Source organism: Leifsonia sp. SIMBA_070 (assembly GCF_046534635.1).
Classification (GTDB): Bacteria; Actinomycetota; Actinomycetes; order Actinomycetales; family Microbacteriaceae; genus Leifsonia.
On record NZ_JAWRYK010000003.1, the window covers coordinates 1 to 24,250 of the forward strand.

Genomic DNA, 24,250 nt, shown 5'->3' on the forward strand with positions numbered 1-24,250 from the left:
CCGATGTCCTGAGGCAGAATCGTCACCTATGTCCTGAGACATAACAGCGCACATCTCGAAGAGTGCCTACGTGCATTACGTTTTGTCGGTCGTTATCGCTGCTCGTCTCCTGCCTTCCTCCTTTCGTTGCCTCCTTCCGTCGCGCTTTTCGCTTCCGTCTGGTATTCGCTGCCTTATTGATCGCTCTTGATAGGTTCCTCCTGCCTCTCGCTTCCGCCGTTCAGAAGTACTTGGCCGGCGGCCGCTGCGCCCGGCTCCAAGATCGACGGCCTGAATGCCGGGCTGCCGCTGAACCCGGACCCCGTGTTCTTCGGCACCTTAGAGGGCACATGCGTGTGGCGGCCGTCTGCCGACTGGATGCTGATCCTCGCCGGTGGTCGTTCTCGCCCTCGCGATCCTCGTCCTGGCGGCGATCGACACGCGGCGTACCCGGCGGTCGCACGTCGACCACGCGACCCCGCACATGGGACGCGGCCGCGAGCGAAGCCATTCAGAACGGCGGCTACACCGCCCCACTGTTCACCCCTCGAGAGCACTGATTAGGAGTACGTGGAACTCGTCCGACGAAGCAGGTCATCCTCGCACGGACCGGAGTGCTCTCCGCCAACGGAATGAAGCTCACGGTGGGACCCCTCAGGACGATCACCATGGAGGTGGGTGCCGAGCTGAGGGAACTCCTTCCCGGCGAACACTGCGTTATCGACAGCTGACTGCGCCGACCCTCTGCGCGCGTTGGATTGCGAGACCTACGCACCAGCTACGCGGTGTTACTTGCGGTGGGCCCGTGTGACGGCCACCTCCTGCACTGTTCGGGGGATCACTTCAACGTGGCAAAAGACAGCTTGGGACGGCCACTCTGAAGCGTCTATGAGGTCGTACGCGTCAAAGGCGGCCGCGCCGAGAAAGTCCGTTGGAATCAGTATCCGGCGGGGAGGGAGATTCTCGTTGCGGGGGAGCTCGACCGCATAGTCACGGTTCGAATCCTCGTGCAGCAGCACGGCAACGAACACCCCAAACGCGTTCATGGCGGCACTCTAAGCCCGCCCTACGCCAACGGCTAGAGAGTGATTCCGGCCGATGCGGAGACAGATAAGGCCGCCCACTGGGGGGAGCGGGCGGCCGGCCGCAACCGGCTGGGGCCGTTGCTTGGGACGAGAGTACACGGGCGGCAAGGGGCGTCATAAGTGGCACGGTCCGAAGCGACGGGCGCCCTGTGCGGCCGCGACATAATCGTTGGTTATGGCGGATGTGTTAGTGCTGCATGGCTCTCCGGGCTCCGGGAAGAGCACCCTCGCTCGGGCGCTCAGTTTGGCGCTCGGTGGGGCGAACGTGCCGTGGGGTGTCATCGATATGGATGAGCTGAGCCTTGTGCACCCTTACCCGGGCCGATGGTTCCCGCGGGAGAATCTCCGGGCGATCTGGCCGAACTACGTCGACGCGGTCCCGGACATCAAACTGATCATCCCGATGGTGTTCAACGACGAGGAAGAGGTCGAACTCATCCGCGCAGCGCTGCCCGGCGCCCGCCTGATGATTTGCGAGACGACTGCCCCCATCGCCATCTTGAAGAAGCGGGTGTCCGATCGAGAGCCCACCGAAGAACTGGCCGCAGCGTTACGCACCTGGGTCGACGTCTACCATGCCCGCTCAGATCATGAGCGGATCCGCCACTTCCAGGTGGTGACCCATCCCGCCACAGTGGATGAGACCGTCCGCGAGATCCTCGACGTGACCAGCTGGCTGCCGCCCGCACAGGTCACCTCTGATTCCGCTCGAGAGGTTTGACACATAGTTGTCAAACCAGCAGGGTAGGGATTGCTCCGATAAAAGCGGTCTGACGCCCTCGCCTGCTTCCCCGGCCCGGCGTGTTCGCCTCGGCGACCTGGTCGACCGGCGGTACCGGCAAGCCGTCATCGACCGCCGGAACCGGCTGCTCCGCCGCCCTTGACGCCAAGCACTACCTCGCGGCACACGGTCTCGGAACACATGCTCAGCTCGCAACAGCAGGTACGAACCGTGCCGGGTCAGCAAAGTCTTGATGACATCGAGCGCTAAACGAAGTTGAGCCCACCGGCCCGGAGGGCGGGTTCGGCTGCGGCCGGGTCCGCCCCCAAAGGCCTTCAGGAGTACCCGCGACGCAACAGCATGCCGGCGGCTTTGTCGAACTCGGCGCCGCTGGGGATTTCGAAGTCGAGTGCGTTTGCGTAGCGAGCGATGATGTTGAACACGGCGGCCACGGCGGCCGCGTCACGCAGTTCGTCGACGTTCAATCCCGCCGCGAGGGCGGTTCGTGCGTCGTTGGCGGTGAGATCGTTCGGTGTGAGCGTTATCTTCTCGATGAATGCCAGCGCGGCCCTGAACCGGGGTGAGATCGGAGCGGAACGGTAGTCCCGCAGTACAGCGTCTGTGACTGCTTGGCTAATGCCGCGGACAGCAATGGCCGAGTGCGCCCCCACGCAGAACGGGCACGCATTCCAACTCGCGACCGTCGCGGCCATCAATTCCCGCTCAGACACACTCCACGCACTGGGCCCGCGCATCGCCTTCTGCACCCATGCGCCTAGGATGGGGCCGGCGAAATCCTGGTGGTAGAACGCGACCCGCGCGGCATCAGGGAGCCGCATGCCGGAGACGCGGGAGATCATCCCGATGAGCGTCCGATGCCTCAGACTGTCGCCAAGGTCGATCTCAGGGAGCCGCATCTTTGGCTTCTGTGATCGCGCGCTGCGCCGCGTCCCACCGCGCCAATCCCGCCCCGATCGCGGCCGTGAGGATTACCTCGAATGCGGCCTTGTCAGAGCCGGCGGCCTCGCGGACAGCGAGCACTTGGCCATCGCTGACTCGTACGGAGTCCGCGATGATCTGGCGAACCAGCGTGCCGTAGGGTTCGGGAGCGTCGCGGTCATCGGTAGCGGCACCGAGCGCGGCCAGGCGCAGTTCCTGGCTCGTCAGCCCTGACACCGAAACACGAGCGCGGAGCTGTTCCGCGTGGGATTCGTGAGATCCAAGATCTTCTTCGGACATGCGGAGACTCTACGCGCGAACCTACCAGCCGGGGCAGGCGCTGACTCGAAGTCAGGCCCGGCCCATTCGACGACGTGAGGCGCTGGGAACACGGATCCTTTCGCGCCGGCGCCGTTGGCCGTCCTGAGGTCCTCCTTGGGTCACGTTAGTCACTCGATGAGAAAATCGATCACGTGTTGCCAGTGCTTGCCTATGATGTCCGCACCTCCGTCGACGCGTTCGACACGCGCCTCATGCGCTGCATGTGCGTACCACTGTGCGTCGTGCACAGTTGCGTAGGCGTCGGTCGTGCCGTAAAGAATCAAGGTTTCGATGTGGACACGGGGGACAACTAGGTCCGGCTCCTCGAAAGCGCGACGGTCGGCGACGGTTCCCGCGTCTCCTTGAGTGAATGCGGTCTCAAGCATCCGCTGCAAACGGTCTGTGTACCCGAGCAACCCGTAGTGAGCGGCTCGCGTCGTGAGTTCACGCTGCCAGGAGGCACCGTTGACCGCGCGTGATGGCGCAGGCGCTCCCACCAATACCAACCGCCTCACTAGGTGCGGATGCCTGGCAGCTAGCGCGGCCGCGTAGATTCCTCCCTCCCTCCACCCAACAACACCGATTCCACCGTAGGTAGTGCGCGTCGATTCTCGTGCGCCCGCCTCCGCCTCCCGCAAGTAACCGGCGAGGTCGTCCACCCAGCTGGTGACGGTGGTGATGTCCTGTTCGGTGGCGCCGTAGCCGGGGCGTTCGAATGTCAGCAGGTGTATGCCGGAACGTGCCGTTAGCTCTGGTGCGGGGTCGAAACCCGACGCGCCCGGGGTCGGGTGGAGAAGGACCGCCAGGCGCTCACCGGCCGGGTCGCCGAGGCCAGTCATCCCTACTTCTCGGCCGCTGGGAAGCCGAACCAGCCGATATGTCATTGCATCCCTCCTAATTTGTTGTGTATCCGAGCGGGTGCTTTCGCCGTGGCGAAGCTGTCCGTTACGCGAGTGAAGGAGGCAACCCGATACGGCCGGGCGTCCGCCTCTTTGAGCTCGAGTCCGTGCCCGGGAGATGAGCGGTCCGGTACCAGATCGCCGTTACGCAACGCGGGGACACCGTCGAAGAAGGTGCCGGCGATGCGCGCGTGGTCGTGGAAGTACTCCACGTTGATCGTTCCGTCGAACGCGGCGGCTACAGAGGCATGTAAGGCGGGAGCGGTGTGTGCGCTGAGGGGGATGTCGTGCGCTCGGGCGAGTGAGGCGGCGATGCGGAACCCGGTGATTCCACAGCGGGTGGCGTCTGCTTGCAGCACGTCGACGCAGTCGTCGGTGATGAGGTCGCGGAAGTCGGCCGGGGTGTATGCGTACTCGCCGGCGGCCAGCCGGAGCGGTGCGGGCATACGGTCGCGCAGCAGGGTGAGACCGGCACGGTCGTCGCTTGACACCGGCTCTTCGAACCATGTGACGCCGAGGTCCGCGAATCTGTTAGCGAGGTGGAGTGCCTGTTTGCGCTCGTACGCGCCGTTCGCGTCCACGAACAATTCCACGTGCGGGCCGATGGTGTCCCGTGCGAGGGCGACGCGGCGCGGGTCGTCCCCGGGATCGGATCCGACCTTCATTTTCACGGCCCGCAGGCCATGCTCGGCCCAGGAACTCAGTTGCTCGGTCAGTTCCTGGTCGGTGTAGTCGGTGAAGCCGCCACTGCCGTACGCGGGAACTGTATCGTGCGCGCCGCCGAGATATTGGACGAGGGGGACTCCGGCCAGCCGGGCGGCGAGGTCATGCACGGCGATGTCGATGGCCGAGATGGCGCTTGCGCACAGGCCCCGCCATCCGATGTTGCGGACTGCGCGCGCCATCGCCCAGAAGATGCGTTCGGTGTCGCGGCCGTCCATTCCCTCGATCGCCGGCCAGAGGACATCCCGGACAATCCCGAGAGCTGCGGAAGGGGTGTGCGCGAATCCGAGCCCGGTCTTATCCGCGGCCGCCAGGCGGACGATCAGGAGGCTGGTGCTGCTCCAAGTGATGGTGCCGTCACTTTCCGGTCGTTCACGACCCCCGATCGCCGTCGGAACCTCAAACGCATCCCCGGTGATCTGGTGTAGCCGCGCGTCGTCGTCACTTCTCATGGCTGTCCCGGTCGAGGTGGAGTGCGTCCTTCACCCGCTCGACCCCCTCAGTGATCAGTGACGTGGCGGAGTCCTTGATCACGCCGATGCCGTCCGGGTCGCCCTTTAGCAGCGCGAGGCCGGTGTTCTTCGCGAACTCGTAGGTGATGTGGGGTGGGAGCGGTGGGACGTTCTTGCTGGTGTGCGCGTCGATCACGGTGACGCCGCGGTGCGCGAGGGCCGCATCCCATGCGGCTTCCACCTCGTCGTCGGAGGTTACGGTGATGCCTTGGAACCCCAGCAGCCGTGCCCAGCCGGCGTAGTCGACGGACTCGACGTCCTGCGAGGTCCACCAGACTGGGTTGGCGTCCTCGGTGCGCATCTCCCAGGAGACCTGGGTTAGGTCGTTGTTGTGCAGCACGAGTACCACGAAGGTCGGGTCGTCCCACTTCGAGAGGTATTTCTTGAGCGTGATGAGCTCGTTCATTCCCAGCATCTGGAAGGCGCCATCGCCGATGGTGCAGACGACGGTGCGGTCGGGGTAGGCGAACTTCGCCGCCTCCGCATACGGCATGGCGGCCAGCATCGTGGCCAGGCGGCCGGAGAGGTCGCCGCGCATCCCGTCGCGCAGCCGGATGTAGTGGCCGTACCAGTCGGCGGTGGTTCCCGCGTCGCAGGTGACGATGGCGCCAGCGGGCAGCCGCTTGTTCAGTTCGGCGTACACCCTGCGGGGGTTCACGCCGTTGTCGTAGTGCTTCTCGGCCTGGGCGGCGAGCTCGTCTTCCCAGTCGCGCATCTTCCCGGCCACCTTCTTCTGCCAGGCCAGGTCGTCCTTTTGACCTAGGAGGGGGAGCAGGCCGGCCAGCGCGGTCTTCACATCGGCCCAGATGCTCACCTCGGTGGGGTAGCGAAGTCCCAGCTGCTCCGGCCTGATGTCGATCTGGATCGCGCGGGCCTGCCCGGTCTTGGGCAGGAACTGCCCGTACGGGTAGTTGGTGCCGAGCAGCACGAGAGTGTCGCAGTCCTGCATCTGGTCGTAGCTTGGCCGGGAGCCGAGCAGGCCGACCTGCTGGGTGTGGAACGGGATGTCTCCGGGCACGACCTGCTTGCCGCGTAGCGTCGTGATGACACCCGCGCCTGACAGGCGGGCCGCCTCCAGCACCTCTTCCGTGGCGCCGTCGGCTCCCGCGCCCACGAGGAAGGTCACGCGCTGTCCCGCGTTGATGATGTCCGCAGCCGCCTGCAGCTGTTCGAGTGGCGGTGAGATCGCCGTCGAGGGGGCGACGGCGCTCGACCGCGACACCCACATCTCCGCGCCGGGCTCGGCCATGTTCATGCCCTGCACGTCGTGCGGTAGGACGATGACGCACGGCTGCTTGCGGGTGATCGCCGTGCGGAACGCGGTATCGACGACGGCCTGCGCCTGCTCGGGCGAGACGATGGTCTGCACGTACTCGGCGACATCGGAGAACGCCTGCTCCAGGTTGCTCTCCTGCTGGTTGAACGTGCCGAACGAGTTGAGGCCTTGTTGCCCGATGATCGCGACGACCGGCTGGTTGTCCATCTTGGCGTCGTAGAGGCCGTTGATCATGTGGAAACCGCCGGGGCTGGAGGTGGCGACGCAGACGCCGACCTCTCCGGTGAACTTCGCGTGCGCGGTGGCCATCAGCGCGCAGATCTCCTCGTGTGTGGGGCGGATGTACTCCAGCCCCTCGCCTGCCCGCTCGGCTTTGCCGAGCATCCCGTCGAACTCGCCGATGCCGTCCCCGGGAAAGCCGAACACCCGCCGCACGCCCCACTCGCGCAGCCGTCCGATGACGAACTCGCTGACCGTCTGTGCCATGTCTGTCCTCCTTGCGTTGCGCCGGCCGCTCAGGGCTCCGGGCGCTCGATGAGCCGGTCCGCCGCGCGTGCCGCGACGGCCATGATGGTGAGAGCGGGGTTGGCGCTGCCCTGGGTGGGAAGCACGCTCCCGTCGGTGATGAGCAGGTTAGGTACAGCGAACGTCCGGCAGTCGCCGTCTACGATCCCTTCCGTTTCGTCGGCGGCCATACGTGCGCCGCCGACCAGGTGCGCGTAGCGCTGAACGGTCATGGTCTCCTGCGCCCCGCCGGCCTCGAGGATGCGCTCCATCGTCGCCTGCGCCGCCTTCGCCAGCGCCCGGTCGTTGTCGCATTGCGTGTACGAGAAGTGGGCGACGGGGAGGCCGTACCGGTCGGTCTCGTCGGCGAGGGTGACCCGGTTGTCCGGCTGGGGGAGGAACTCGCAGAGCGCGCCGAGGCAGGCCCAGTGCACGTAGTCGGACATGTACCGCCGCAGATCGGCGCCCCAGTGGCCCTGCGCCATCACGTGCTCAGCCCAGGTGATGGGCAGCGGTGAGACCGTCTGAATGGAGTACCCGCGCTTGTACGGCTTCGTGGGGTCCGTTTCGTAGAACTGCTCGGTGCTGACCTCGGGAGGCGGCGCCTTCCACATCCGGATCTCGTCCGGGAAACGGCCGGCGGTCTGCGGCGCTCCCTGCACCATCAGGTAGCGCCCCACCTGGTCGAAGTCGTTGCACAGCCCGTCGGGGAAACGGTCGGACCGGGAGTTCAGCAGCAGGCGCGGGGTCTCGATGGAGTAGCCGGCGATCGCGACCATCCGCGCCCGCTGGAAGCGGGGGACGCCGTCGCGGAAGTAGTGCACGCCGGTGGCTCGCCCGGTGCGCTCGTCGTAGCCGATGGAGGCGACCATGCTGTCCGCGCGAATCTCCGCGCCGTGCTCGAGTGCGTCCGGGATGTGCGTGATGAGCGGCGACGCCTTGGCGTTGACCTTGCACCCCTGGAGGCAGAAGCCGCGGTAGATGCAGTGCGGCCGGTGGCCGAACCGCCCGTTGGCGATCGCGACCGGTCCAACCTTCGCCGTGATCCCGGCAGCCTCTGTGCCACGGAGGAAGGTCTCGCCGTTGCCGGAGACAGGATGCGCGTGGTGCGGGTAGCTGTGCGGGTCACCCCACGGCCAGTCCTCCCCGGCGACCGGGAGCTCGTTCTCGATGTCAGAGTAATAGGACGCGAGCTGCTCGTAGGCGATGGGCCAGTTAGCCCCGACGCCGTCCACGCGGAGCGTGTGGAAGTCGCTCGGGTGAAAGCGCGGGGTGTAGCCGGCGTAGTGAACCATCGAACCGCCGACGCCCCGACCAGAGTTGTTCGAGCCGAGCGGCACGGGATCGTCCCCGCCGATCTGCCGCGGCTCTGTCCAATAGAGGTGGTGCGAGCCGGCCTCGTCGCTGACCCAGTCGCGATCGGGATCCCAGAACGGGCCGGCATCGAAGGCGACCGCGCTCCAGCCGGCACGGGCGAGGCGCTGCACCAGCACGGAGCCGCCGGCACCGCACCCCACGATGACGATATCGACCTCGTCGGTGTCGGCGAAGCGCCGCATCCCGTTCAGGAGTTCCGGGCGCGTGCGCGAGCCGTCCGCGGTCAGCAGCCAGGCTGACGCGTTGCGCTCGCGCACCGTCGCCCCGCTCACGATGCGCCTCCGGTCCGTGTGGCGGGGATCTTGGCGGGATGGGCGTCTGCAACCTCGAATGGCTCGCGCTTGCCAACGCCGAGATTCTTGTACCCGCGCGGGTACGCCGGCCCTGCGAACCCGATCTCGTCCCAAGCGTCGGGGTGGCTGTAGAAGGCGGTGCACGCGTACCGGGTCCACAGGCCCCACACCTGCCCCCGGTGCAGGTCATGCCAGTCGCCGTCGCCGCTGCGGATCCCCTCCAGCAGCTCCCGGCGCTCGTCCCGGCCGCATTCAGCGAAGGAGCAACCGTGTATCGCCCGGGCTTCGTCGTCGAGCGCGGCCAGCGTGATGTGCCAGGCGTCGCCGTCGGTCGGCATGCTGTCGTAGTGCCAGCCGTCGGTTTGGCTCTCGGCCAGTCGCGCATCCACCATCGCGGTGATCGGTACCCGGCCATCGCCCTCCTGGTCGAGAAGCTCGTCGAACAGTGCGGTGGCCGCAGCCTGCTCGGCCACGTCGAAGAAGCGGATGTCGGCCGGGCGTCCGACGCGGGCCAGCACGACGGACCGGGTGGCGTCGTCCCAGTGGTTCGCCTGGTCGAGCACCCGGAAGCCCGGGAACCGCGCCGGCACTTCCGTGCCGGCCTGCACCGGTGGCGTGCTCACTTCTCTCGCCTCAGGATCGCGGCGAGGAGCCCCATCCCGCCGACCACGGTGACCAGCAGGGGCGCGAGCAGCGGCGGCCCCATCTCGATGTTGTAGCGGAGGTTGCGCCAGCCGCCCGGCTTCTGCCCGACGCCGCGGGCGTGCAGATAGGTGCCCTGCAGGCCGTTGGCGACGATGGTCGCCGCGGCGATCGGCAGCAGCGTCTTGGCGGCCCGGCGGCTGAACACACCCGCCACGCCCGCGATCGCGCCGACCGGGCCGAGCACGACCGGCGCCCACATCCACGGATTGCCGAAGCTCGCCTTGTCGTGCTCGAAGTAGATCTCGGCGGCCGTCACCAGCGACCCGGCCGCGGTCAGCCCCGAGAGCGACCGCTCGAACCGGCCGGTCTCCACGTTGCGCACGAGCCGGTCGATGCCGTGTTCCGCTTTGCGCCTCGTCTTCCGCACCTTCATTTCTTCTCCTGCTCCTGTTCCTGCGCCGCCCGGCGGAAACTCTCCTTCGGATCGCGGAATGCGCCGACCGGTGCCGCGTCCTGTCTGGTCAAGCCGTTGCCGATCCAGCCGAGGACCAGCCGCAGTCGCCTGCCGGGGCTCGGTAGCGCGATCGCGTGGTACGCCTTGTCGATCGCCCAGGCCGGGAGCCCGCGCAGGGGCACACCGCGGAGCACTGCGGCGCCGCGCATCCCGCCGTAGCTGGCCAGCGTGCCTAGAGACGTGTGCCGGTACTCGGCGGGCGCGCGCCCGTCGAGGGCGAGTCGGAGGTTGCCGGCCAGCACCCGCGCCTGGCGAATCGCATTCTGCGCGTTCGGCGGGTAGTAGGCGGGCTGCTTCGACGCGGTGAGGTCGGGGATCTGCGCGTCGTCGCCCAGTCCCCAGGCGCCCTCTACCGGCGTGCCGTCGTCGCGGACGACCCGGAGGCGTGCGTCGCACTGCACGTGGCCTTTGGGCCCGCGCGGCACGTCGGCGCGGTCGAGCACTGGGTTGGGAGTGACGCCCGCGACCCAGACGATCGTGTCGGCGGAAAGCATTTCGCCGTTATTCAGCACGACGTCGCCGTTCTCGCATCCGGTCATCTCGGTGTGCAGCAGCACGCGGATGCCGCGGCGCCGCAGCAGCCGCAGCGTCCAAGCGGACAGCGGCTCGGTCAACTCGGCGGCGACGCGGCCGGCCGCCTCGACCAGGAGCCACTGCATCCGCTCGCCGTCGAGCTCCAGGTAGCGCTCGAGTTCCGCCGCGGCGAGGCGCTGCAGTTCGGCGATCGCTTCGACGCCGGTGTAGCCGCCGCCGACGAACACGAAGGTGAGCGCGCGGCGGCGCTCCGCCGGGTCGGCGGTGGAGGCGGCGAAGCGGATGCGGCCGAGGACGTGATCTCGCAGGTAGACCGCCTCCTCCACGCTTGAGAAGCCGATCCCGTTATCGACAAGGCCTGGGATGGGGAGGGTCTTGGTTACGGCGCCGAGGGCGAACACGACGTGGTCGTAGGAGAGCGCCCGCTCTGTGCCGTCCAGCGTCCGGATCACGGCGACCTTGGCGCCAGTGTCCACCGACACCACCCAGCCGGACACGAGGTCCGCGTCGCGCAGGGGCCGCCGCAACGGGACGACGCTGTCGCGTGCTTGTGTCTCACCACCGGCGACCTCTGGTAGGAGCGGCTTGTAGGTCAGGTAGGGCTGCGGGTCCACGACGGTCACCCGGATCCGGTGTGCTGCGGCTTCCTTTCTGAGGGCGCGGGCGAGCGTGAACCCGGCGAAGCCGGCGCCGAGGACGAGGATGTGCGGTGCGGTCATGCGGGTCACTCCTTCCCGATTGGGATGCGGTCTTGGGTCGTGGTCGCCGCGCCGGAGAGCAGGTGGAAGGCGCTGCGGATCAGGGCGAAGTGGCTGTACGCCTGCGGCATGTTGCCCAGCTGCCGAGCCGCGTGTGGGTCCCACTCCTCGCTGAGCAGGCCCACGTCGTTGCGGAGGGCGAGCAGCCGGGTGAACAGCGCCTCAGCCTCGTCGCGGCGGCCGGCGCCGATCAACGCATCGACCAGCCAGAAGGAGCACGCGAGGAACACGCCTTCGCCGCCGGGCAGCCCGTCGTCGCTCGCTTGCGGTTTGTAGCGGAGCACGAGGCCGTCTTCGGTGAGGTCGCGCTGGATCGCCTCGATCGTGCCGATGACCCGACGGTCGTCCGGCGGCAAGAAGCCGACCCGCGGGATCAGCAGGAGGGACGCATCCAGATCTTTCGAGCCGTACGCCTGGACGAACGTGTTGCGCTTCTGGTCAAAGCCGTTGGCGAGGATGTCGCGGCGGATCTCGGCGCGCAGCCGCTCCCAGCGGCGGACCGGCCCGGGAAGGCCGAACTGCTGGGCGCCGTCGATCATCCGGTCGACGGCGACCCAGGCCATCACCTTCGAGTGCGTGAAGTGCCGGCGTGGCCCGCGCATCTCCCAGAGACCGTTGTCCGGCTCCTGCCAGTGGTCGGCGAGGTGGTCGACGAGGGCGCGCTGCACGTTCCACGCGTCGTCTCCTGCGCCGATGGTCGATCGGGTGAGCGATAGGCCGTCGAGCACCTCCCCCCAGACGTCGAGTTGCAGCTGCTCGGAGGCCGCGTTCCCCACGCGGACCGGGGTTGAGTTCTCGTACCCGGACAGCCAGTCGAGCGTCTCCTCCGGCAGCCGGCGGCGTCCGTCCAGGCCGTACATGATGCGCAGGTCGGCGGGGTCGCCGGCGACGGCCCGCACCAACCAGTCCCGCCACGCCGCCGCCTCGTCGGTGTAGCCGGCTGTCAGCAGCGACTGGAGCGCGAGCGTCGCGTCCCGGAGCCAGCAGAAGCGGTAGTCCCAGTTGCGCGGGCCGCCCGGCTGTTCCGGGAGGGAGGTGGTGGGTGCGGCGACGATGCCGCCGGTGGGCAGATAGGTCAGCGCCTTGAGGGTGATGAGCGAGCGCTGGATGGCGTCGGTGTGCGGGCCGTAGGCGGTGCTGCGGTCGCTCCACCGGGTCCAGAACAGTTCGGTCGCCGCGAGAGCGGCCTCGGGGTCGGCAGGTTCGGGCTGGTCGGCGTGGCTGGGGTACCACGTGAGCGTGAACGTCACGCAGTCGCCCGCCTCGACGTCGAACGCGGCCACGGTGCTGAGGTCACGCCCCTCCATCGGAACATCGGCGGAGATCAGTATGGCGTCCGGTCCTGCCACCGCCCGGATGCCGCGGTCGGTCCGGGTCACCCACGGGACGATGCGACCATAGTCGAACCGCAGGATGAGCTCGCTGAACATCCGCACCCGTCCGCTGACGCCCTCCACGATGCGCACGAGGTCGGCGGCCCGATCGCGCACCGGCATGAAGTCCGTCACCCGCACCAGGCCGTCCGCCGTCTCCCACTCCGTCTCCAGGATGAGCGTGTCGCCCCGATACCGGCGCCGCGTGCTGCGTCCCGCGTCCTGCGGGGCGATGCGCCAGCGTCCGGCCGCGTCCGTGTCGAGCAGTGCGGCGAAGCAGGCGGGGGAGTCGAAGCGTGGCAGGCACAGCCAGTCGATAGAGCCGTTCGCCGACACCATCGCCGCCGTGTGCAGGTCGCCGATCAGGGCATAGTCCTCGATCCGTGCCGCGCTCACAGTCCCACGCTGCCGTGCATGATCCCGCCGTCGACGAAGACGGTCGTAGCCGTCAGGTACGAGCCGGCGTCCGAGATCACGAACGCCACGACCTCACCGATTTGGTTCGGCTCGGCGACCTTCCGGAGCGGGATGCTGTCCTCCAGCTTCTGCCGCAGGGAGTCGTCCCTCATCGTCAGGGTGTTGATCGGGGTGTCGACCGCCCCGGGAGCGACGTTGACAACCCGCACCCCCTGCGGCCCGAGCTCGACCCCTGCGGTACGGGTGAGCATCCGCATCCCGCCCTTCGCCACGCAGTAGCTGAGGTTGCCGGGCATGGGCCACTCCTCGTGAACGGAGGAGATGTTCACCACGATCCCGCCACCGCCCTGCTCGATGAACCGCTTCGCCGCCCGCTGCGTGCCGAAGACCGCGCTTTTGAGGTCGACGGCCATCACCTGATCGAACGTCTGCTCGTCGACCTCCAGTAGGCTGTGCCGCTTCTCGATGCCGGCGTTGTTGACGAACGCGTCGAGCCGGCCGAACTCGTCGACCGCGGTCTGGATGAGCTTGTCGATCCCGGCGACCGAGCTCACATCGGCCTCCACCCCGACTGCGCGGCCGCCGCTCGCGGTGATGTTCTTCACCAGATCCGCGGCATCCTCGGGTCGACTGACGTAGTCGATCACGACCGCTGCGCCGGACGCGGCCAGCGCCCGCACGATTGCCGCCCCGATTCCGCTGTTGCCCCCGGTCACTACGACGCTCTTGCCATTCAGGTCCACGCATTCCTCCTCGTCCTCTGCCCACTGAACCACTTACTTGCGCAAACGCAACTGCTTGAACGCCTGACTGTATTGCTGCAGCCAGCCCCTACAACGTTGGAGGTCTTTCGGCGTGGTTTCAGCGTTTTCGAAGCGGCTCTTCATCCCTTCCTTCATCACGCCGCCGCCGGCGGAGCTTGACCGACGCGTTCAGTAGGCCGACACGGAACGGGGAGGAGTCGTGGACTGCCCCTCCCCGTCCGGAACCCTGGTCCTCGTCGACCAGCGCCTTAGGAGGGGGGTCGAGCCTGGGGTTCTTCGGTGTCCGGTCCGGGCGGCTGGTACGGGGGGCCGGCCATCTCGGGGGCGGCACGGCCGGCGCGCAGCAGCCGGGCGTGCAGGATGTCGCCGACGAACAGGTCGTAAACCAGAACGCCGATCACCCCGCCGATGAGCGGCCCGAGGATGGGAACCCACATGTATCCGCTAAACCACGGGCCGTTACCCGGCACCGCCAGGTCGCCCCACCCCGCGATCCAGGCGAGGAGCCGCGGGCCAAGGTCACGGGCAGGGTTGATCGCGTATCCCGCGTTGGCGCCGTAGGACATGCCGATCGCGGCGACCGCGAAGCCGATGATCAGCGGTCCCAGGTTCGATTGGACGGCCGTGTTTCGCAGGTCGATGACCGCAACGACCAGCAGCACGAGGAACATCGTCCCGACGATCTGGTCGAACAGCGGCCCCCACATGTTCCCGTCGTAGTACGGGGCGGGGAAGGTGGCGAAGATCGAGAAGGAGGCGAGCGTATGTCCGTTCACCTTCGGACCCTTGCTCGCGGTGTCGAACGCACCGATCGCCGCGGCGTACACGCCGAGCACCAAAGCCGCGCCAAGGAAGGCTCCGAGCAGCTGCGAGAGCATGTACGGCAGCACCTTCACCCAGGCGAAGCCGCGCCGCACTGCGAACGCCAGCGTCACCGCCGGGTTGAGGTGTGCGCCGCTGACGCCGCCGGCGACGTAGATGCCGAACACGACCGCCATCGCCCAGCCCCAGGTGACGAGCAGCCAGTCGCCGGCGCCGAGGAAGAACGTCGTTGGCCCCTCAGTGCGACCGGATCCCGGCAGCGCGGCGACAGCCATCGCGACGACACCGTCGCCGAAGGCGATCAGGACGAAGGTTCCGAGGAACTCCGCGAGGCACTCGCCCCACAGGCCGCTCCGGCGTTTGAGCCCCCAGCCTCGGACGAGGACCGGGATCGTGTCATCGGACATTCCGCACCTCCAATGGAAGCGGCGTGTCACCACGTCGATATAGTAAGTGTTACGCAACCGTTGCGATTGCGCAATGAACTTTTCCGCCCGCGCGATGTGAGGAGCCCGGAATGGATCTGCGACGCTGGCTAGGGGCGGAGTGCGGGTCTGGCACGCTGGACCGACCCCGCGGGAGTCCTCGCCGCACTGAGTACGGGGCAGCCCGGTGACCGCCGCTGAGGCGGCAGGGGAGCAGGCCCGGCACCAGCACGGTGGGCACCGCGTAATCAATCCCGCCGTCCTCTATGTGGGCACGCCGGTGCTGCTGCTTGCCTCCCGAAATGACGACGGCGGCGCGAACCTCGCGCCCGCCTCCTCGTACTGGGCTCTCGGCAGGATGCTCGCGCTCGGGCTTGAGGCCGACGGGCACACGCTCGCCAATCTTCGCGAACGGCCGCAGCTCACGGTGAACTTCCCGTCGCCGCCGCTGTGGCCCGCTGTCGAGCAGATCGCCGACCTGACCGGGAAGCCCGAAGTACCGGAGGCGAAGGCCGCCCGGTACGCGTACAGCGCCGACAAGTTCGCCGCGGCGGGGTTGACGCCGCAACCCTCCGACCTGGTTGACCCGCCGCGCGTGCTTGAGTGCTTGCTGCAGCTTGAGGCGCAGGTGCGGCGGGTGACGCCAGGCGTGACCGGTGACTACGCGATCGTGGAGGCCGAGGTCGTCCGCGTCCACGCCGACTCCCGCATCGTCCGCGACGGCGACCACATCGACCCGCTGGCGTGGCAGCCGATCGTCTACAGCTTCCGCCACTACTTCGGAATCGGCGAGCCGCTCGGCGCACGCGGCTCCGCCGCCCCGTCACCCGCCGACCGTTGGGCCGAGGAGCAGGAGGAGCCGGAAGGCGGCGACGCGGCGTGCTGGCTCGCATCCATCTGCCCCGAGTGCGGTGCGATGCGGGAGGCGACCGGCACGTGTCGGCGCTGCGGCGCGGCGTAGGGCGCCTCGCCATCAAGTGGGTCCTGGATCGTCGGGAGGCGGCCCGCTTTACGCGCCCTCAGATGCTGGGAGGCGCACCAGGGTGAACCGGCCGTCGCCGCCGTGCCGCTCGCCGGCCGCGCGGGCGAACGCTCGGAAACCCTCGGCCGCCGCCGCCCGCTCATCCGGCTCCATCGCCGCGAGCACGTCGCCGAGCGCCGAGCGGCGGTGAGCGATCACCCGGTCGACGAGCGCACTACCCTGTGGCGTAAGTGTCAGCCGGATGAACCGCCGGTCGTCGGGATCCTCCGATCGCGCGATAAGCCCGGCGCCCACAAGCTTCTCGCAGGTTCGGGTCGCATTGGAGGCGTGGACACCGAGCTCGGCGGCAATCTCGCCGAGGTTCTGCGGCCCCCGGGTGGCGATCGTGACGAGCACGCGCAACTGCGGCGACGTGACGATGTCCTCCACCTCGAGCACCGAGCGCGCCGCAACGCCCAGCATCACGTCCGCAGCGAGGAGCGCGGCGTCCACATCGTTCAAGTCGTTGTTCTGGGCACCCACCCTTCCAGTTGTACCGCGAATCGCTTGCGCACCGGCAACATTTGCGCAACTTGCGAGCGGGCTCCGAGTCGACGAATTTCGCTTCCCCCGCCTCCGCGCGGGTGGGATGATTGCGGGAACGCAACTAAGGAGGCGATGGTCATGGCAGAAGCAGATGAGCGTGACCTCGTGGAGGGCCGGTACACGCAGGCCGAGCCCGAGACCGCCGAGCCGCGCGACGTCCACGGACAGTACACCGAGTCGGACGGGCACCCCGGCCCCGAAGCGGACATTGTTGGCGCCTACGTCGGTTCGGAGCGCGAGGGTTCGGAGCCGCTTGTGCGCAGCTCGCACCTGCGCAGCGGCAACTACCCGAAGGCCGACCACGAAACGCACGAGAATGATACGCACACGCGCGGGGAGGGCGAGCACCGCGAGTAGTCTGCACCGGCCGTGGCCGGCTTTTGGCGGCTCCCAAGCAGGAGCCGCCAAAGTCGTCCGCTTGCGGCGATCAGGGCGAGGTCGCTCCGAGGCTTCGGGCGAGGTGTTGTGCGACAGGGCGATCGCGGACGAGCATGAATGCACCATGGCTGCGATTGCGCAATAGTTGTAGAAGTGCACGTCCGGAGTTTCATGGGCGGCATGGAGTCTCTGCCGCTGTGGTTGTTGGTGCTCATCTTTGTGGCCGGCGCGGCGGTGATCTGGTTCTCCGGTATCCAGCTGTCGAAGACCACCGACGTTCTGGACGACCGGTTGCACCTCGGGAGTGCGCTTGGTGGTTTGATCGTGCTGGCGGTGGCTACCAACCTTCCGGAGATCGCGATCACGGTCAGTGCCGCAGCGTCGGGGTCGATAGATGTGGCTGTGGGCAACATCCTCGGCGGTATCGCGCTTCAGACGGTCGTCATCGTCATACTTGACGCTTTCGGTAAGCGCGGGAAAGCCGTGAAACCCATCACGTACCGGGCGGCCTCACTCGGCCTCGTCCTGGAAGCCGTGATCGTGGTCGCAGTGCTCTCAGTAGTGATCGCGGGAAGCCAGCTCCCGGCGGGTCTGCTGTTCGCCCGCCTGACCCCGGACGTGATCCTGATCGCCGCCATCTGGCTAATTGGTCTGTTCCTGGTGAGACGAGCCAGCAAGGGTCTTCCCTGGCATGAGGACGGCGCCGCCCCGGACACGACGACGCCTCACCCCAGCGGGCACCGAACCCGCAAGCCGGCCAGCCCAGAACAGATGACCACGGCGAAGGCAGCAGTAACCTTCAGCGTGGCAGCACTGCTCACCCTGGCCTCCGGTGTCGCCTTGGAGCTGGCCGGAGACGCAGTCTCGAAGCACATCGGCATCTCTGGCGTGCTCTTCGGCGCCACCGTGCTCGCGCTGGCCACCAGCCTCCCCGAGATCTCCACCGGACTTCAGGCAGTGAAACAAGGCGATGACAACCTGGCCATCAGCGACATCTTCGGAGGCAACGCCTTCCTCCCGGTCCTCTTCCTCGTCGCAACCCTGATCAGCGGAAAAGCCGTTCTCCCGCAAGCAAACGCCAGCGACATCTATCTCACCGCGCTAGCCGGGCTGCTCACCATCGTTTACGCCATCGGGCTCGTCTTTCGGCCGCGGAAGCACGTCGCCGGGATGGGCCCCGACTCCTTGACCGTGCTCGTGCTCTACCTGATCGGGGTGGCCGGACTCGTCGCCATCAGCATCGGCTGATTGCGTCGACCGGCGACAGCGACCCTGGCCCAAGCTCTTGCTTGACGCGCTTGTCCCCCTGCTCGGATCGTGGATACCCGCAACGCGAAAAACGGCACACGACGCATCGAAGACCTCATCACGAGGCCCGGGTCTCATTCCCTCTGAGTGCATACACAGCCCAGGGCGGTGTCCCGCGTGACGAACCGCGGGCACAATGCGAGCAATGACCGGCTCTCCGTTGAATCCCGATCCGAAAGAGACCGGCGTACGTGGTGAGCTCACCGACGACCGTTTCGTCGGCGACCGCGACCTGACGCACTGGTACACGCCGGTCGGCCGTGAACTCGCCCGGTTCGCTCACTGGATCAGCGTCCGGCTCGGGCCCAACGCTGCACTCATCATCACCCTGGTCGTCGGCATGACGCTGGCGGTCATCCTGACCCTGGTGGCGGCGCAGGTCTACGACGCTGTCACCGACAAGGACGGAGTCGCGGGACTGGACCTGCCCATCCTGAACGCGGCCATTCACCTGCGCTCGCCTGTGCTGAACGCGTTCACCATCGGCTACACCGATATCGCAGGCGAAATCGGTATGCCCCTCATCGCGGTGACGGCGATCCTCATCCTCACCCTCCGTCGCCGCTCGTGGACGCCCGTGCTCCTCATCGGCGCTGCTGGACTGGGCTCGCTCGCGATGACCATCGCGGGAAAGGACCTCATCGGACGGCACCGGCCACCGCTGACGGACGCTGTGCCCCCGTACGAGTATTCGCCCTCGTTCCCGAGCGGCCACACCTTGAACGCGGTCGTCGTGATCGGCATCATCGCCTACCTGCTGATTCTGAGACGCCACTCCGTTCACGCACGGGTTCTGCTCATCTGCGGGGCCGCCGTGTACGCGTTCACAGTGCGGAAACCGTCAACCTTTCAACCCATTCAGGATCAATACCCGGGGGCCGTGACCCGAGGAAATGGAACCGCAACGGAAGCGATGAGTCGATCCACAGCGAGGTATGGCCTCCGCCGGCGTGTGGGGACTCCACGAACCGGAGGACGAACGACTCCTTCCGTCGCAGTTTGCTCACGACGACCAGTTGAAGGTGAGCGAGAACACGGTCGTCGAAGTAGACGCGACAGTTGTTGTCGTATACCAGGTAGCCCATGTCGTCCCCTCTTGTGCTCACCGTAGCCTCCCAAACAGTGATCTAAGAACGATGATGGAGCGCTAGATCACGCACGGAGTGGGTGTCAAGCTCCTAACTCCTTCTCGGATCAGGCGGACCCTCGGCTTTGTGCGAAGGATCACCTATGCCGGGACCTGGTTCCATACCGGCGATCAGATTGCAGACGCCATCATGGAGTACTCCAAGGCGTTGGCCTATAACGAGATCGCGGACACCGTCAGCGTTCCTGGACGCAGTAATACGGGAGATGCCGGGATGGTAGAAGTCATCATCGGCCCGGCCAGCCAGATCGTGAGCGCGCCGATCGAATCCGTCGGGGAGGACGAGTTTGAAGACCTAACGGTGCTCGCGGAGCTGAGAAGGAGGACCGCGCATCTGCAGCCGAGCCGTCCTCTGACTGAGCCGCAACCCGATTCGGATCCTCACCTGCAGTTGGAGTAGTGGTCCGCGGAGTTTGATGGATATCCGCGGTACGGAACGTGAAACCCCCTCGCCGAACCCGCATGAGACGAGGGCCGTTGGTGCTCGCCCTCTAGACCAGTTCGGCGATGCGGTGCGAGCTTTGAAGCACACGGGCGGCGGTGCTCTTGATGAGGTCAGTGTCGGCGTTGGCCCACCCGGTGATGTAGCCGATGCTGTAAGCGCTGGTATCGAATCCGGCGAGGCCGGCGACGATGTAGGCGACGGATTCCGCTTCGACCTCCATCACGCCGCGGTGGCTCACGTAGTCGAGTGGGTCGCTGGTGTGTCCGAGCAGGATGTGCGCGGCTTCGTGGATCAGCGTCTTGGCGGTGTGCACAGCGCTGAGCCTGTCATCAAGTACGACCGCCCGCGCATGGGGATCGGTGTAACCGTTTCGGCTGCCGGGCAGTGGACGGTAGTGGATGCTCCAGCCTTCGGCGAGCAGGTAGTCGATGAGGGCGTTGATGAGACCGTGGTCGTCGGTGCCGGTGAGTTGCTGGGTGATGCTGCTGGTGTTTTCTGCTTCGTCGAGGGGGTCGGTTTGGCTGATGTCGAAGACGGTCAGGATCGGGTAGCGGACGATTCGTCGCTCCTGTTCCTCGCCTGTGTCGTCTTCGTCGGTGACCTTCTTGGTGGAGTAGCCGAAGATGCGGATCCCGGTTTCGCCTTTGCGTACCTGGCGGCCCAGCTTCTGCCATTTCCGGAACCCGGCCACCTGGGTCGCGTCCGGTTTCTGGGCGAGTATCAGCAGCAGGTTGTTCAGCGAGTAGGCGTGAAACGCGCTGGCGAAGTCCAAGAACGCCCGCCACTTCTCCGAGTTCTTGAGTTGTTCCACCTGTTCGCTGATCGAGTTATGGAGCGCCTCGGCGCGTGCTTTCTGTTCGTCGGCGCTCAAACCGGCTCGGTGTGTGCTTGTGGTGCTCATTGGTTTCTCCCCTGTGGACGACTTTTCGTGTGTGCCGTTTCGGCAAGGGGAATCGATGGTGAGCGGTGGCGGCGTAGTGCCGGGTCCGTGGAATACCGGAGCGCAGCGAGGATATGCCGCGAAAGCCCGGCACGCAGCCGCAGGAGCGAATTAGGATGAACGGCCGGAAGGGTCACTCTTTCGTTTAGACAGAGCGTTCTGAACGGTCTGAGCACGCCCTGTATCGATTTCGTGATTGTTGGGTGACCGGTTCGGTGCCGGGCGCTCGGGTCTGCCAGCCGATCTCGTGGCAAATGCGCCGGTCGGGGGCGTCGGAGATCAGCTGCAACCGCAGCAGGCGTCCGCCGATGGAACCTGTTGAGCCGCCTGCGGCGGCGCTGCCCTTGTGGGTTTGTGTGTCTTTCCGCGGGGCGATCGTAGCTCGTTCCCGCGGCTCACCGTGCCGGGCTTTCGCGGCATATCCTCCCTCCGCTTCGCTCCAGTCCGGTATTCCACGGTCCCGGCACTCACGCCGCTCCCACTCGCTCTCGATCTCTCCGCCGGAAAGGCAAACAAAACGATCGAGCAGGGGAGTGAAGCATCATGTGGGTATTCATCATCGACACCACACACATGGGCCCAGAACTGCAACGGGGACTGATCGGAGTGGTCGGCACGAGCAGCCCGACACCGGAGGAAAAGAAGGAATGCGTGGACACGGTCAGCAGGTATGCGGTGGATGGGTGGGCGATCGCCGCCGACCCGCACACCCCCATCGGTTACCTGGCGGCGTTGACCGCAGAGACGGCGTGCGTTCCGTTCCTGGCGTTGGATCGGGTTCGCCTGGCTGGCGGTGCGGTGATCGCAGCGCTGGCGGCTGGCGCGCACCTGCACGGACTCGACTGAGCTGCGCGCCGAGACACGGTGGTGGGTCCCGCCGTCCGTGGCGGGACCCACAACTCCCGGTTTCAGCCTTCGCTGCCGTCGGCGACCTTTTGCTCGGGGTCCGACTTGTCTGCTGCGGCCGGGTCGTCGGTGCCGGTGACGGTGCCGGTGACGATGCGTTCGACGTCGCTGAGGGGGTATCCCCAGGCGGCGAGTTGGGTGAAGTAGGCGGCATCGGTCGGGGACGGGGTGCGCCAGGTTTGCTTGCTGGTGACGCTCTCGCACGCCGCGAGCACGATCGCCAATGCCACCTGCGACGCTTTGCCCGGCGTGTGCTCGAGCAGGGCGGCGAGCTTGTCGGCCGCGAAGTAGCCGGAAGGCTCGACACCGAGTAGTTGGTGGGCGAGTTGGTTGCCTTCCCGGGTGGCGGTGCTGATCGCCTGCCGGTGCACGGTGAGGCCTCGTGCGATCACGACTCCCGTGTCTTTGGGGAGGTTTTTGCGGGTGAGGAGGGTGGTGAGCCAGTCGCGGCGGACGACTTCGGCGGAGGCCCAGGCCTTGTTGTTGGCGATCAGGATGCGCCGTTCGGCCTTCTGTTCCTCGGTCATTGGTCCGCTGTTGGAGCCGCTGTTGTTGTAGGTGTGGAATCCTGCGGCTTTGGCGTCGTGGAGGAAGTACGTGATGGTGGGGTCGCCGTCGGCGTAGACGCGAACAAGTGCCGCACGCCCTGCGAGATTCTCGATCTGTTCGACGGTGACCCGTTCGTTCTCGGCGGTGAGGAGTTCGCCGATGCGGGTGTACGGGGTGTCGTAGTAGCCGGGCTCGGTGTCAAGGATTTCGAACCCACGCCCGACGAGTTCGGTTTCCGCGTCCGCCTTGGCTTGGGTGCGGGCTTTTTCGTCGCGTGCCCGCTGGGCCGCGTGCGCGAACTGAGCCGGATCGGTGGTCGCGACCTGGATCAGCTGGGTGCGGGCCTCTTCGTCGGTGTCGAATTCGATGAGCACCGCCGCCTGATCCAGGGTGAGCGGGTGCTCGTGGAGCGCGGTTGCTGCGGCGGTGTTCTCCGTGATCGCGAGCGCGGTTTTGACCTCTCGGGTTTTGCTGCCGGTGCGGCGGGCGATTGCGGTGATGGTGAGTCCTTCGAACGCGAGTTGCTGGAACGCGGCGGCACGGTCACCGTCGGTGAGCGGTTCGCGCTGGTCGTTCTCCACCATTTGCTGCACGATCCGCTCCGTGGCCATGTCGTCGGCGTCGACGAGGTAGACGGGGATGGTGGGCAGTGCTGCTTCGCGGGCGGCGAAGACGCGGCGTTGCCCGGCGCGGACGGTGATGCTGCCGTCGGGGTTGTGGTGGGCGAGGACGGGGGTGAGGACCCCGTTTTCCCGGATGGATTGTACGAAGGCGGGGGTGATGGGTGCGGTGGGTCGCACGTTCACTTCCAACAGGAGGCTGTGCGGGTCCAGGTGCTGGATGGTTCCGGTGACGGTGGTGGCATTCATGGCGTTGCTTCTTTCGATCAACTGGTTTGCTTCGCCTGTCTGGCAAGAGGATCGGAAGGGAAGCGGAGGCGGTGCAGTGCCGGGTCCGTGGAATACCGCAGCGCAGCGAGGATATGCCGCGAAAGCCCGGAACGGAGCCGCCGCAGCGACCTACGATCAGCTGGCCAGGCAGACGGACAACCTGAGCAAGCGGGGCGCCGCTCGCGGCTCCACTGAGATTGGGGTGCTACTTGCGGTGAACGAGGTTCCCGGCGACCCAGACGTAGATGGGGGACCGGGAGCCTTCGGGAACGTAGCGGATCAACACCAGGCCGCCGGTGGTCCAGGCCAGTGCTTCACCGTCGACCAGTTGGATGTCGGTGTAGGCGACCTGGACCGGCATGTGAACCGTCACGGGCACTGGTTGCGGTTCGTCCCGGCGTCGACCGCTGGCCCGCACCACATCCTCGGGGATGCTGATCGGGCGGGGCTGTCGCTCGGCCGCCTCCGCGATCTCGGACAGCGGTTTCGAATAGACGTCGTAGCGCTTGTTCGTGCCCACGGGTTCAGGCCGGGTCGAGGTCGATAAGGACCCAACCGGCACCGTGACGCTGCAACCGGAAAATCCGCAGATCCGTTCGGTTTCGTTCTGCGCGTGCGATAACTGACCAGCCCACCAGCTGCTCCGCTGGACGGGTCAGCACATCGTGTACAGCGGTGATGCGGATTGGTTCGGCGCCCACGACCCGGTACCGGTTACCGGCCCAGACGAGGCGGATCGGTGTTCCGTGTTCGGTCCAGACGTGGATGATGTCGGCGGCGGGCGCGATGCTCATGACCAGGACCTCCAGCTGCTTAGTGTCACCCCATTGCACCACAATTCGAAGATATGTTCGAATGTTGCAGGAGGTCGGGAACGTGAAGGTGTTGCAGGTGGGGGAGCGGGTGTGGCTGGTTTTGGATGATGCGGCGAACCGGATCCACTTTCAGATCGAGTACGGCCCTGCGACCCGTTCGGACACTCACGAGACGCTGATGGTGTACCGGGTTGATCACTGGGTGCTCAAGCGCAGCGACCGGTGGCCGTTGGGGTATTACGACGAGCTGCGGCAGGCGGTCGACGGCTGCGCGTTGGCGCTGGGTATGCCGAACTTCCTCAACCCGGCCACGGCACCGGATGGCACGATCATTACTCCGCAAGAGTTGTGATGTCTCAGGACATCGGAAGCGAAAGTGTCTCAGGACATCGGAAGCGGTCGGTGTCTCAGGACATCGGTGACG

26 protein-coding genes and 1 pseudogene are annotated in these 24,250 nt (G+C 66.7%); 9 read left to right on the forward strand and 18 right to left on the reverse strand.

Annotated features, from left to right (window positions below):
- Positions 1 to 767 precede the first annotated feature (767 nt).
- A complete protein-coding gene (locus SB754_RS18960; RefSeq protein WP_410783976.1) occupies positions 768 to 1,025 on the reverse strand; it encodes a hypothetical protein in 258 nt (85 codons plus the stop codon).
- A gap of 325 nt (positions 1,026 to 1,350) precedes the next feature.
- On the opposite strand from SB754_RS18960, the gene SB754_RS18965 reads away from it, so the two are divergent.
- Positions 1,351 to 1,785, forward strand: a complete 435-nt coding sequence (locus SB754_RS18965; protein WP_410783977.1) for a hypothetical protein — start codon at positions 1,351 to 1,353, stop codon at positions 1,783 to 1,785.
- Between the two features lie 74 nt (positions 1,786 to 1,859).
- Positions 1,860 to 2,039: pseudogene (locus SB754_RS18970) on the forward strand (hypothetical protein); the annotation flags it as partial.
- A gap of 81 nt (positions 2,040 to 2,120) precedes the next feature.
- Here SB754_RS18970 and SB754_RS18975 read toward each other — a convergent pair.
- From SB754_RS18975 to SB754_RS19030, 12 genes are all read right to left on the reverse strand, one after another.
- Complete coding sequence (locus SB754_RS18975; protein ID WP_410783978.1) at positions 2,121 to 2,645, reverse strand: carboxymuconolactone decarboxylase family protein; 525 nt, start codon at positions 2,643 to 2,645, stop codon at positions 2,121 to 2,123.
- A gap of 43 nt (positions 2,646 to 2,688) precedes the next feature.
- Entirely contained in the window at positions 2,689 to 3,024 is a 336-nt protein-coding gene (locus SB754_RS18980; RefSeq protein WP_410783979.1) for a hypothetical protein, read from the reverse strand.
- Between the two features lie 149 nt (positions 3,025 to 3,173).
- Positions 3,174 to 3,884, reverse strand: a complete 711-nt coding sequence (locus SB754_RS18985) for an alpha/beta fold hydrolase (RefSeq protein WP_410783980.1) — start codon at positions 3,882 to 3,884, stop codon at positions 3,174 to 3,176.
- 41 nt (positions 3,885 to 3,925) lie between these two features.
- Positions 3,926 to 5,119, reverse strand: a complete 1,194-nt coding sequence (locus SB754_RS18990; protein WP_410783981.1) for an enolase C-terminal domain-like protein — start codon at positions 5,117 to 5,119, stop codon at positions 3,926 to 3,928.
- On the reverse strand, positions 5,109 to 6,941 hold the full coding sequence (locus tag SB754_RS18995; protein ID WP_410783982.1) for a thiamine pyrophosphate-requiring protein: 1,833 nt from the start codon (positions 6,939 to 6,941) through the stop codon (positions 5,109 to 5,111). Before SB754_RS18995 ends, SB754_RS18990 begins: the two co-directional genes overlap by 11 nt.
- 29 nt (positions 6,942 to 6,970) lie before the next feature.
- Entirely contained in the window at positions 6,971 to 8,608 is a 1,638-nt protein-coding gene (locus tag SB754_RS19000) for a GMC family oxidoreductase (protein ID WP_410783983.1), read from the reverse strand.
- Positions 8,605 to 9,252, reverse strand: a complete 648-nt coding sequence (locus tag SB754_RS19005; RefSeq protein WP_410783984.1) for a gluconate 2-dehydrogenase subunit 3 family protein — start codon at positions 9,250 to 9,252, stop codon at positions 8,605 to 8,607. Before SB754_RS19005 ends, SB754_RS19000 begins: the two co-directional genes overlap by 4 nt.
- Entirely contained in the window at positions 9,249 to 9,707 is a 459-nt protein-coding gene (locus SB754_RS19010; protein WP_410783985.1) for a hypothetical protein, read from the reverse strand. The genes SB754_RS19005 and SB754_RS19010 overlap by 4 nt, the downstream gene beginning before the upstream one ends.
- Positions 9,704 to 11,041: an NAD(P)/FAD-dependent oxidoreductase gene (locus SB754_RS19015; protein ID WP_410783986.1), complete on the reverse strand. Its 1,338-nt coding sequence runs from the start codon at positions 11,039 to 11,041 to the stop codon at positions 9,704 to 9,706. The genes SB754_RS19010 and SB754_RS19015 overlap by 4 nt, the downstream gene beginning before the upstream one ends.
- Before the next feature lie 5 nt (positions 11,042 to 11,046).
- Positions 11,047 to 12,849 (reverse strand): glycoside hydrolase family 15 protein, encoded by a 1,803-nt coding sequence (locus SB754_RS19020; RefSeq protein ID WP_410783987.1) that lies wholly within the window; start codon positions 12,847 to 12,849, stop codon positions 11,047 to 11,049.
- Positions 12,846 to 13,613, reverse strand: a complete 768-nt coding sequence (locus SB754_RS19025; RefSeq protein ID WP_410783988.1) for an SDR family NAD(P)-dependent oxidoreductase — start codon at positions 13,611 to 13,613, stop codon at positions 12,846 to 12,848. The genes SB754_RS19020 and SB754_RS19025 overlap by 4 nt, the downstream gene beginning before the upstream one ends.
- A gap of 269 nt (positions 13,614 to 13,882) precedes the next feature.
- A complete protein-coding gene (locus tag SB754_RS19030) occupies positions 13,883 to 14,863 on the reverse strand; it encodes an MIP/aquaporin family protein (RefSeq protein WP_410783989.1) in 981 nt (326 codons plus the stop codon).
- A gap of 205 nt (positions 14,864 to 15,068) precedes the next feature.
- On the opposite strand from SB754_RS19030, the gene SB754_RS19035 reads away from it, so the two are divergent.
- On the forward strand, positions 15,069 to 15,842 hold the full coding sequence (locus SB754_RS19035; RefSeq protein WP_410783990.1) for a flavin reductase family protein: 774 nt from the start codon (positions 15,069 to 15,071) through the stop codon (positions 15,840 to 15,842).
- A 48-nt stretch (positions 15,843 to 15,890) separates the two neighbouring features.
- Here SB754_RS19035 and SB754_RS19040 read toward each other — a convergent pair whose 3' ends face one another.
- Positions 15,891 to 16,385 carry a MarR family winged helix-turn-helix transcriptional regulator gene (locus SB754_RS19040; protein ID WP_410783991.1) on the reverse strand — a complete coding sequence of 165 codons (495 nt, stop codon included), beginning with the start codon at positions 16,383 to 16,385 and terminating at the stop codon, positions 15,891 to 15,893.
- A 141-nt stretch (positions 16,386 to 16,526) separates the two neighbouring features.
- Between SB754_RS19040 and SB754_RS19045 the strand changes: the two genes are divergently transcribed.
- The 4 genes from SB754_RS19045 (at position 16,527) to SB754_RS19060 (ending at position 19,681) form a co-directional block, all read left to right on the forward strand.
- Positions 16,527 to 16,805, forward strand: a complete 279-nt coding sequence (locus SB754_RS19045) for a hypothetical protein (protein WP_410783992.1) — start codon at positions 16,527 to 16,529, stop codon at positions 16,803 to 16,805.
- Positions 16,806 to 16,997: 192 nt separating this feature from the next.
- Entirely contained in the window at positions 16,998 to 18,074 is a 1,077-nt protein-coding gene (locus SB754_RS19050) for a sodium:calcium antiporter (protein ID WP_410783993.1), read from the forward strand.
- 205 nt (positions 18,075 to 18,279) lie between these two features.
- On the forward strand, positions 18,280 to 19,245 hold the full coding sequence (locus SB754_RS19055; RefSeq protein ID WP_410783994.1) for a phosphatase PAP2 family protein: 966 nt from the start codon (positions 18,280 to 18,282) through the stop codon (positions 19,243 to 19,245).
- A gap of 103 nt (positions 19,246 to 19,348) precedes the next feature.
- Positions 19,349 to 19,681, forward strand: a complete 333-nt coding sequence (locus SB754_RS19060; RefSeq protein WP_410783995.1) for a hypothetical protein — start codon at positions 19,349 to 19,351, stop codon at positions 19,679 to 19,681.
- Positions 19,682 to 19,772: 91 nt separating this feature from the next.
- Here SB754_RS19060 and SB754_RS19065 read toward each other — a convergent pair whose 3' ends face one another.
- On the reverse strand, positions 19,773 to 20,627 hold the full coding sequence (locus SB754_RS19065; RefSeq protein ID WP_410783996.1) for an ArdC-like ssDNA-binding domain-containing protein: 855 nt from the start codon (positions 20,625 to 20,627) through the stop codon (positions 19,773 to 19,775).
- Between the two features lie 582 nt (positions 20,628 to 21,209).
- On the opposite strand from SB754_RS19065, the gene SB754_RS19070 reads away from it, so the two are divergent.
- The gene (locus SB754_RS19070; RefSeq protein WP_410783997.1) at positions 21,210 to 21,512 is read left to right on the forward strand and encodes a hypothetical protein; all 303 of its coding nucleotides are present in this window, start codon (positions 21,210 to 21,212) and stop codon (positions 21,510 to 21,512) included.
- Positions 21,513 to 21,574: 62 nt separating this feature from the next.
- On the opposite strand, the gene SB754_RS19075 is transcribed toward SB754_RS19070, so the two are convergent.
- From SB754_RS19075 to SB754_RS19085, 3 genes are all read right to left on the reverse strand, one after another.
- Positions 21,575 to 22,990: a ParB/RepB/Spo0J family partition protein gene (locus SB754_RS19075; RefSeq protein WP_410783998.1), complete on the reverse strand. Its 1,416-nt coding sequence runs from the start codon at positions 22,988 to 22,990 to the stop codon at positions 21,575 to 21,577.
- Between the two features lie 226 nt (positions 22,991 to 23,216).
- Positions 23,217 to 23,531: a hypothetical protein gene (locus tag SB754_RS19080; protein ID WP_410783999.1), complete on the reverse strand. Its 315-nt coding sequence runs from the start codon at positions 23,529 to 23,531 to the stop codon at positions 23,217 to 23,219.
- Between the two features lie 4 nt (positions 23,532 to 23,535).
- Positions 23,536 to 23,805 (reverse strand): hypothetical protein, encoded by a 270-nt coding sequence (locus tag SB754_RS19085; protein ID WP_410784000.1) that lies wholly within the window; start codon positions 23,803 to 23,805, stop codon positions 23,536 to 23,538.
- A 61-nt stretch (positions 23,806 to 23,866) separates the two neighbouring features.
- Here SB754_RS19085 and SB754_RS19090 point away from each other — a divergent pair, with 61 nt between their 5' ends.
- Complete coding sequence (locus tag SB754_RS19090; RefSeq protein WP_410784001.1) at positions 23,867 to 24,178, forward strand: hypothetical protein; 312 nt, start codon at positions 23,867 to 23,869, stop codon at positions 24,176 to 24,178.
- The last annotated feature ends 72 nt before the right edge of the window (positions 24,179 to 24,250 follow it).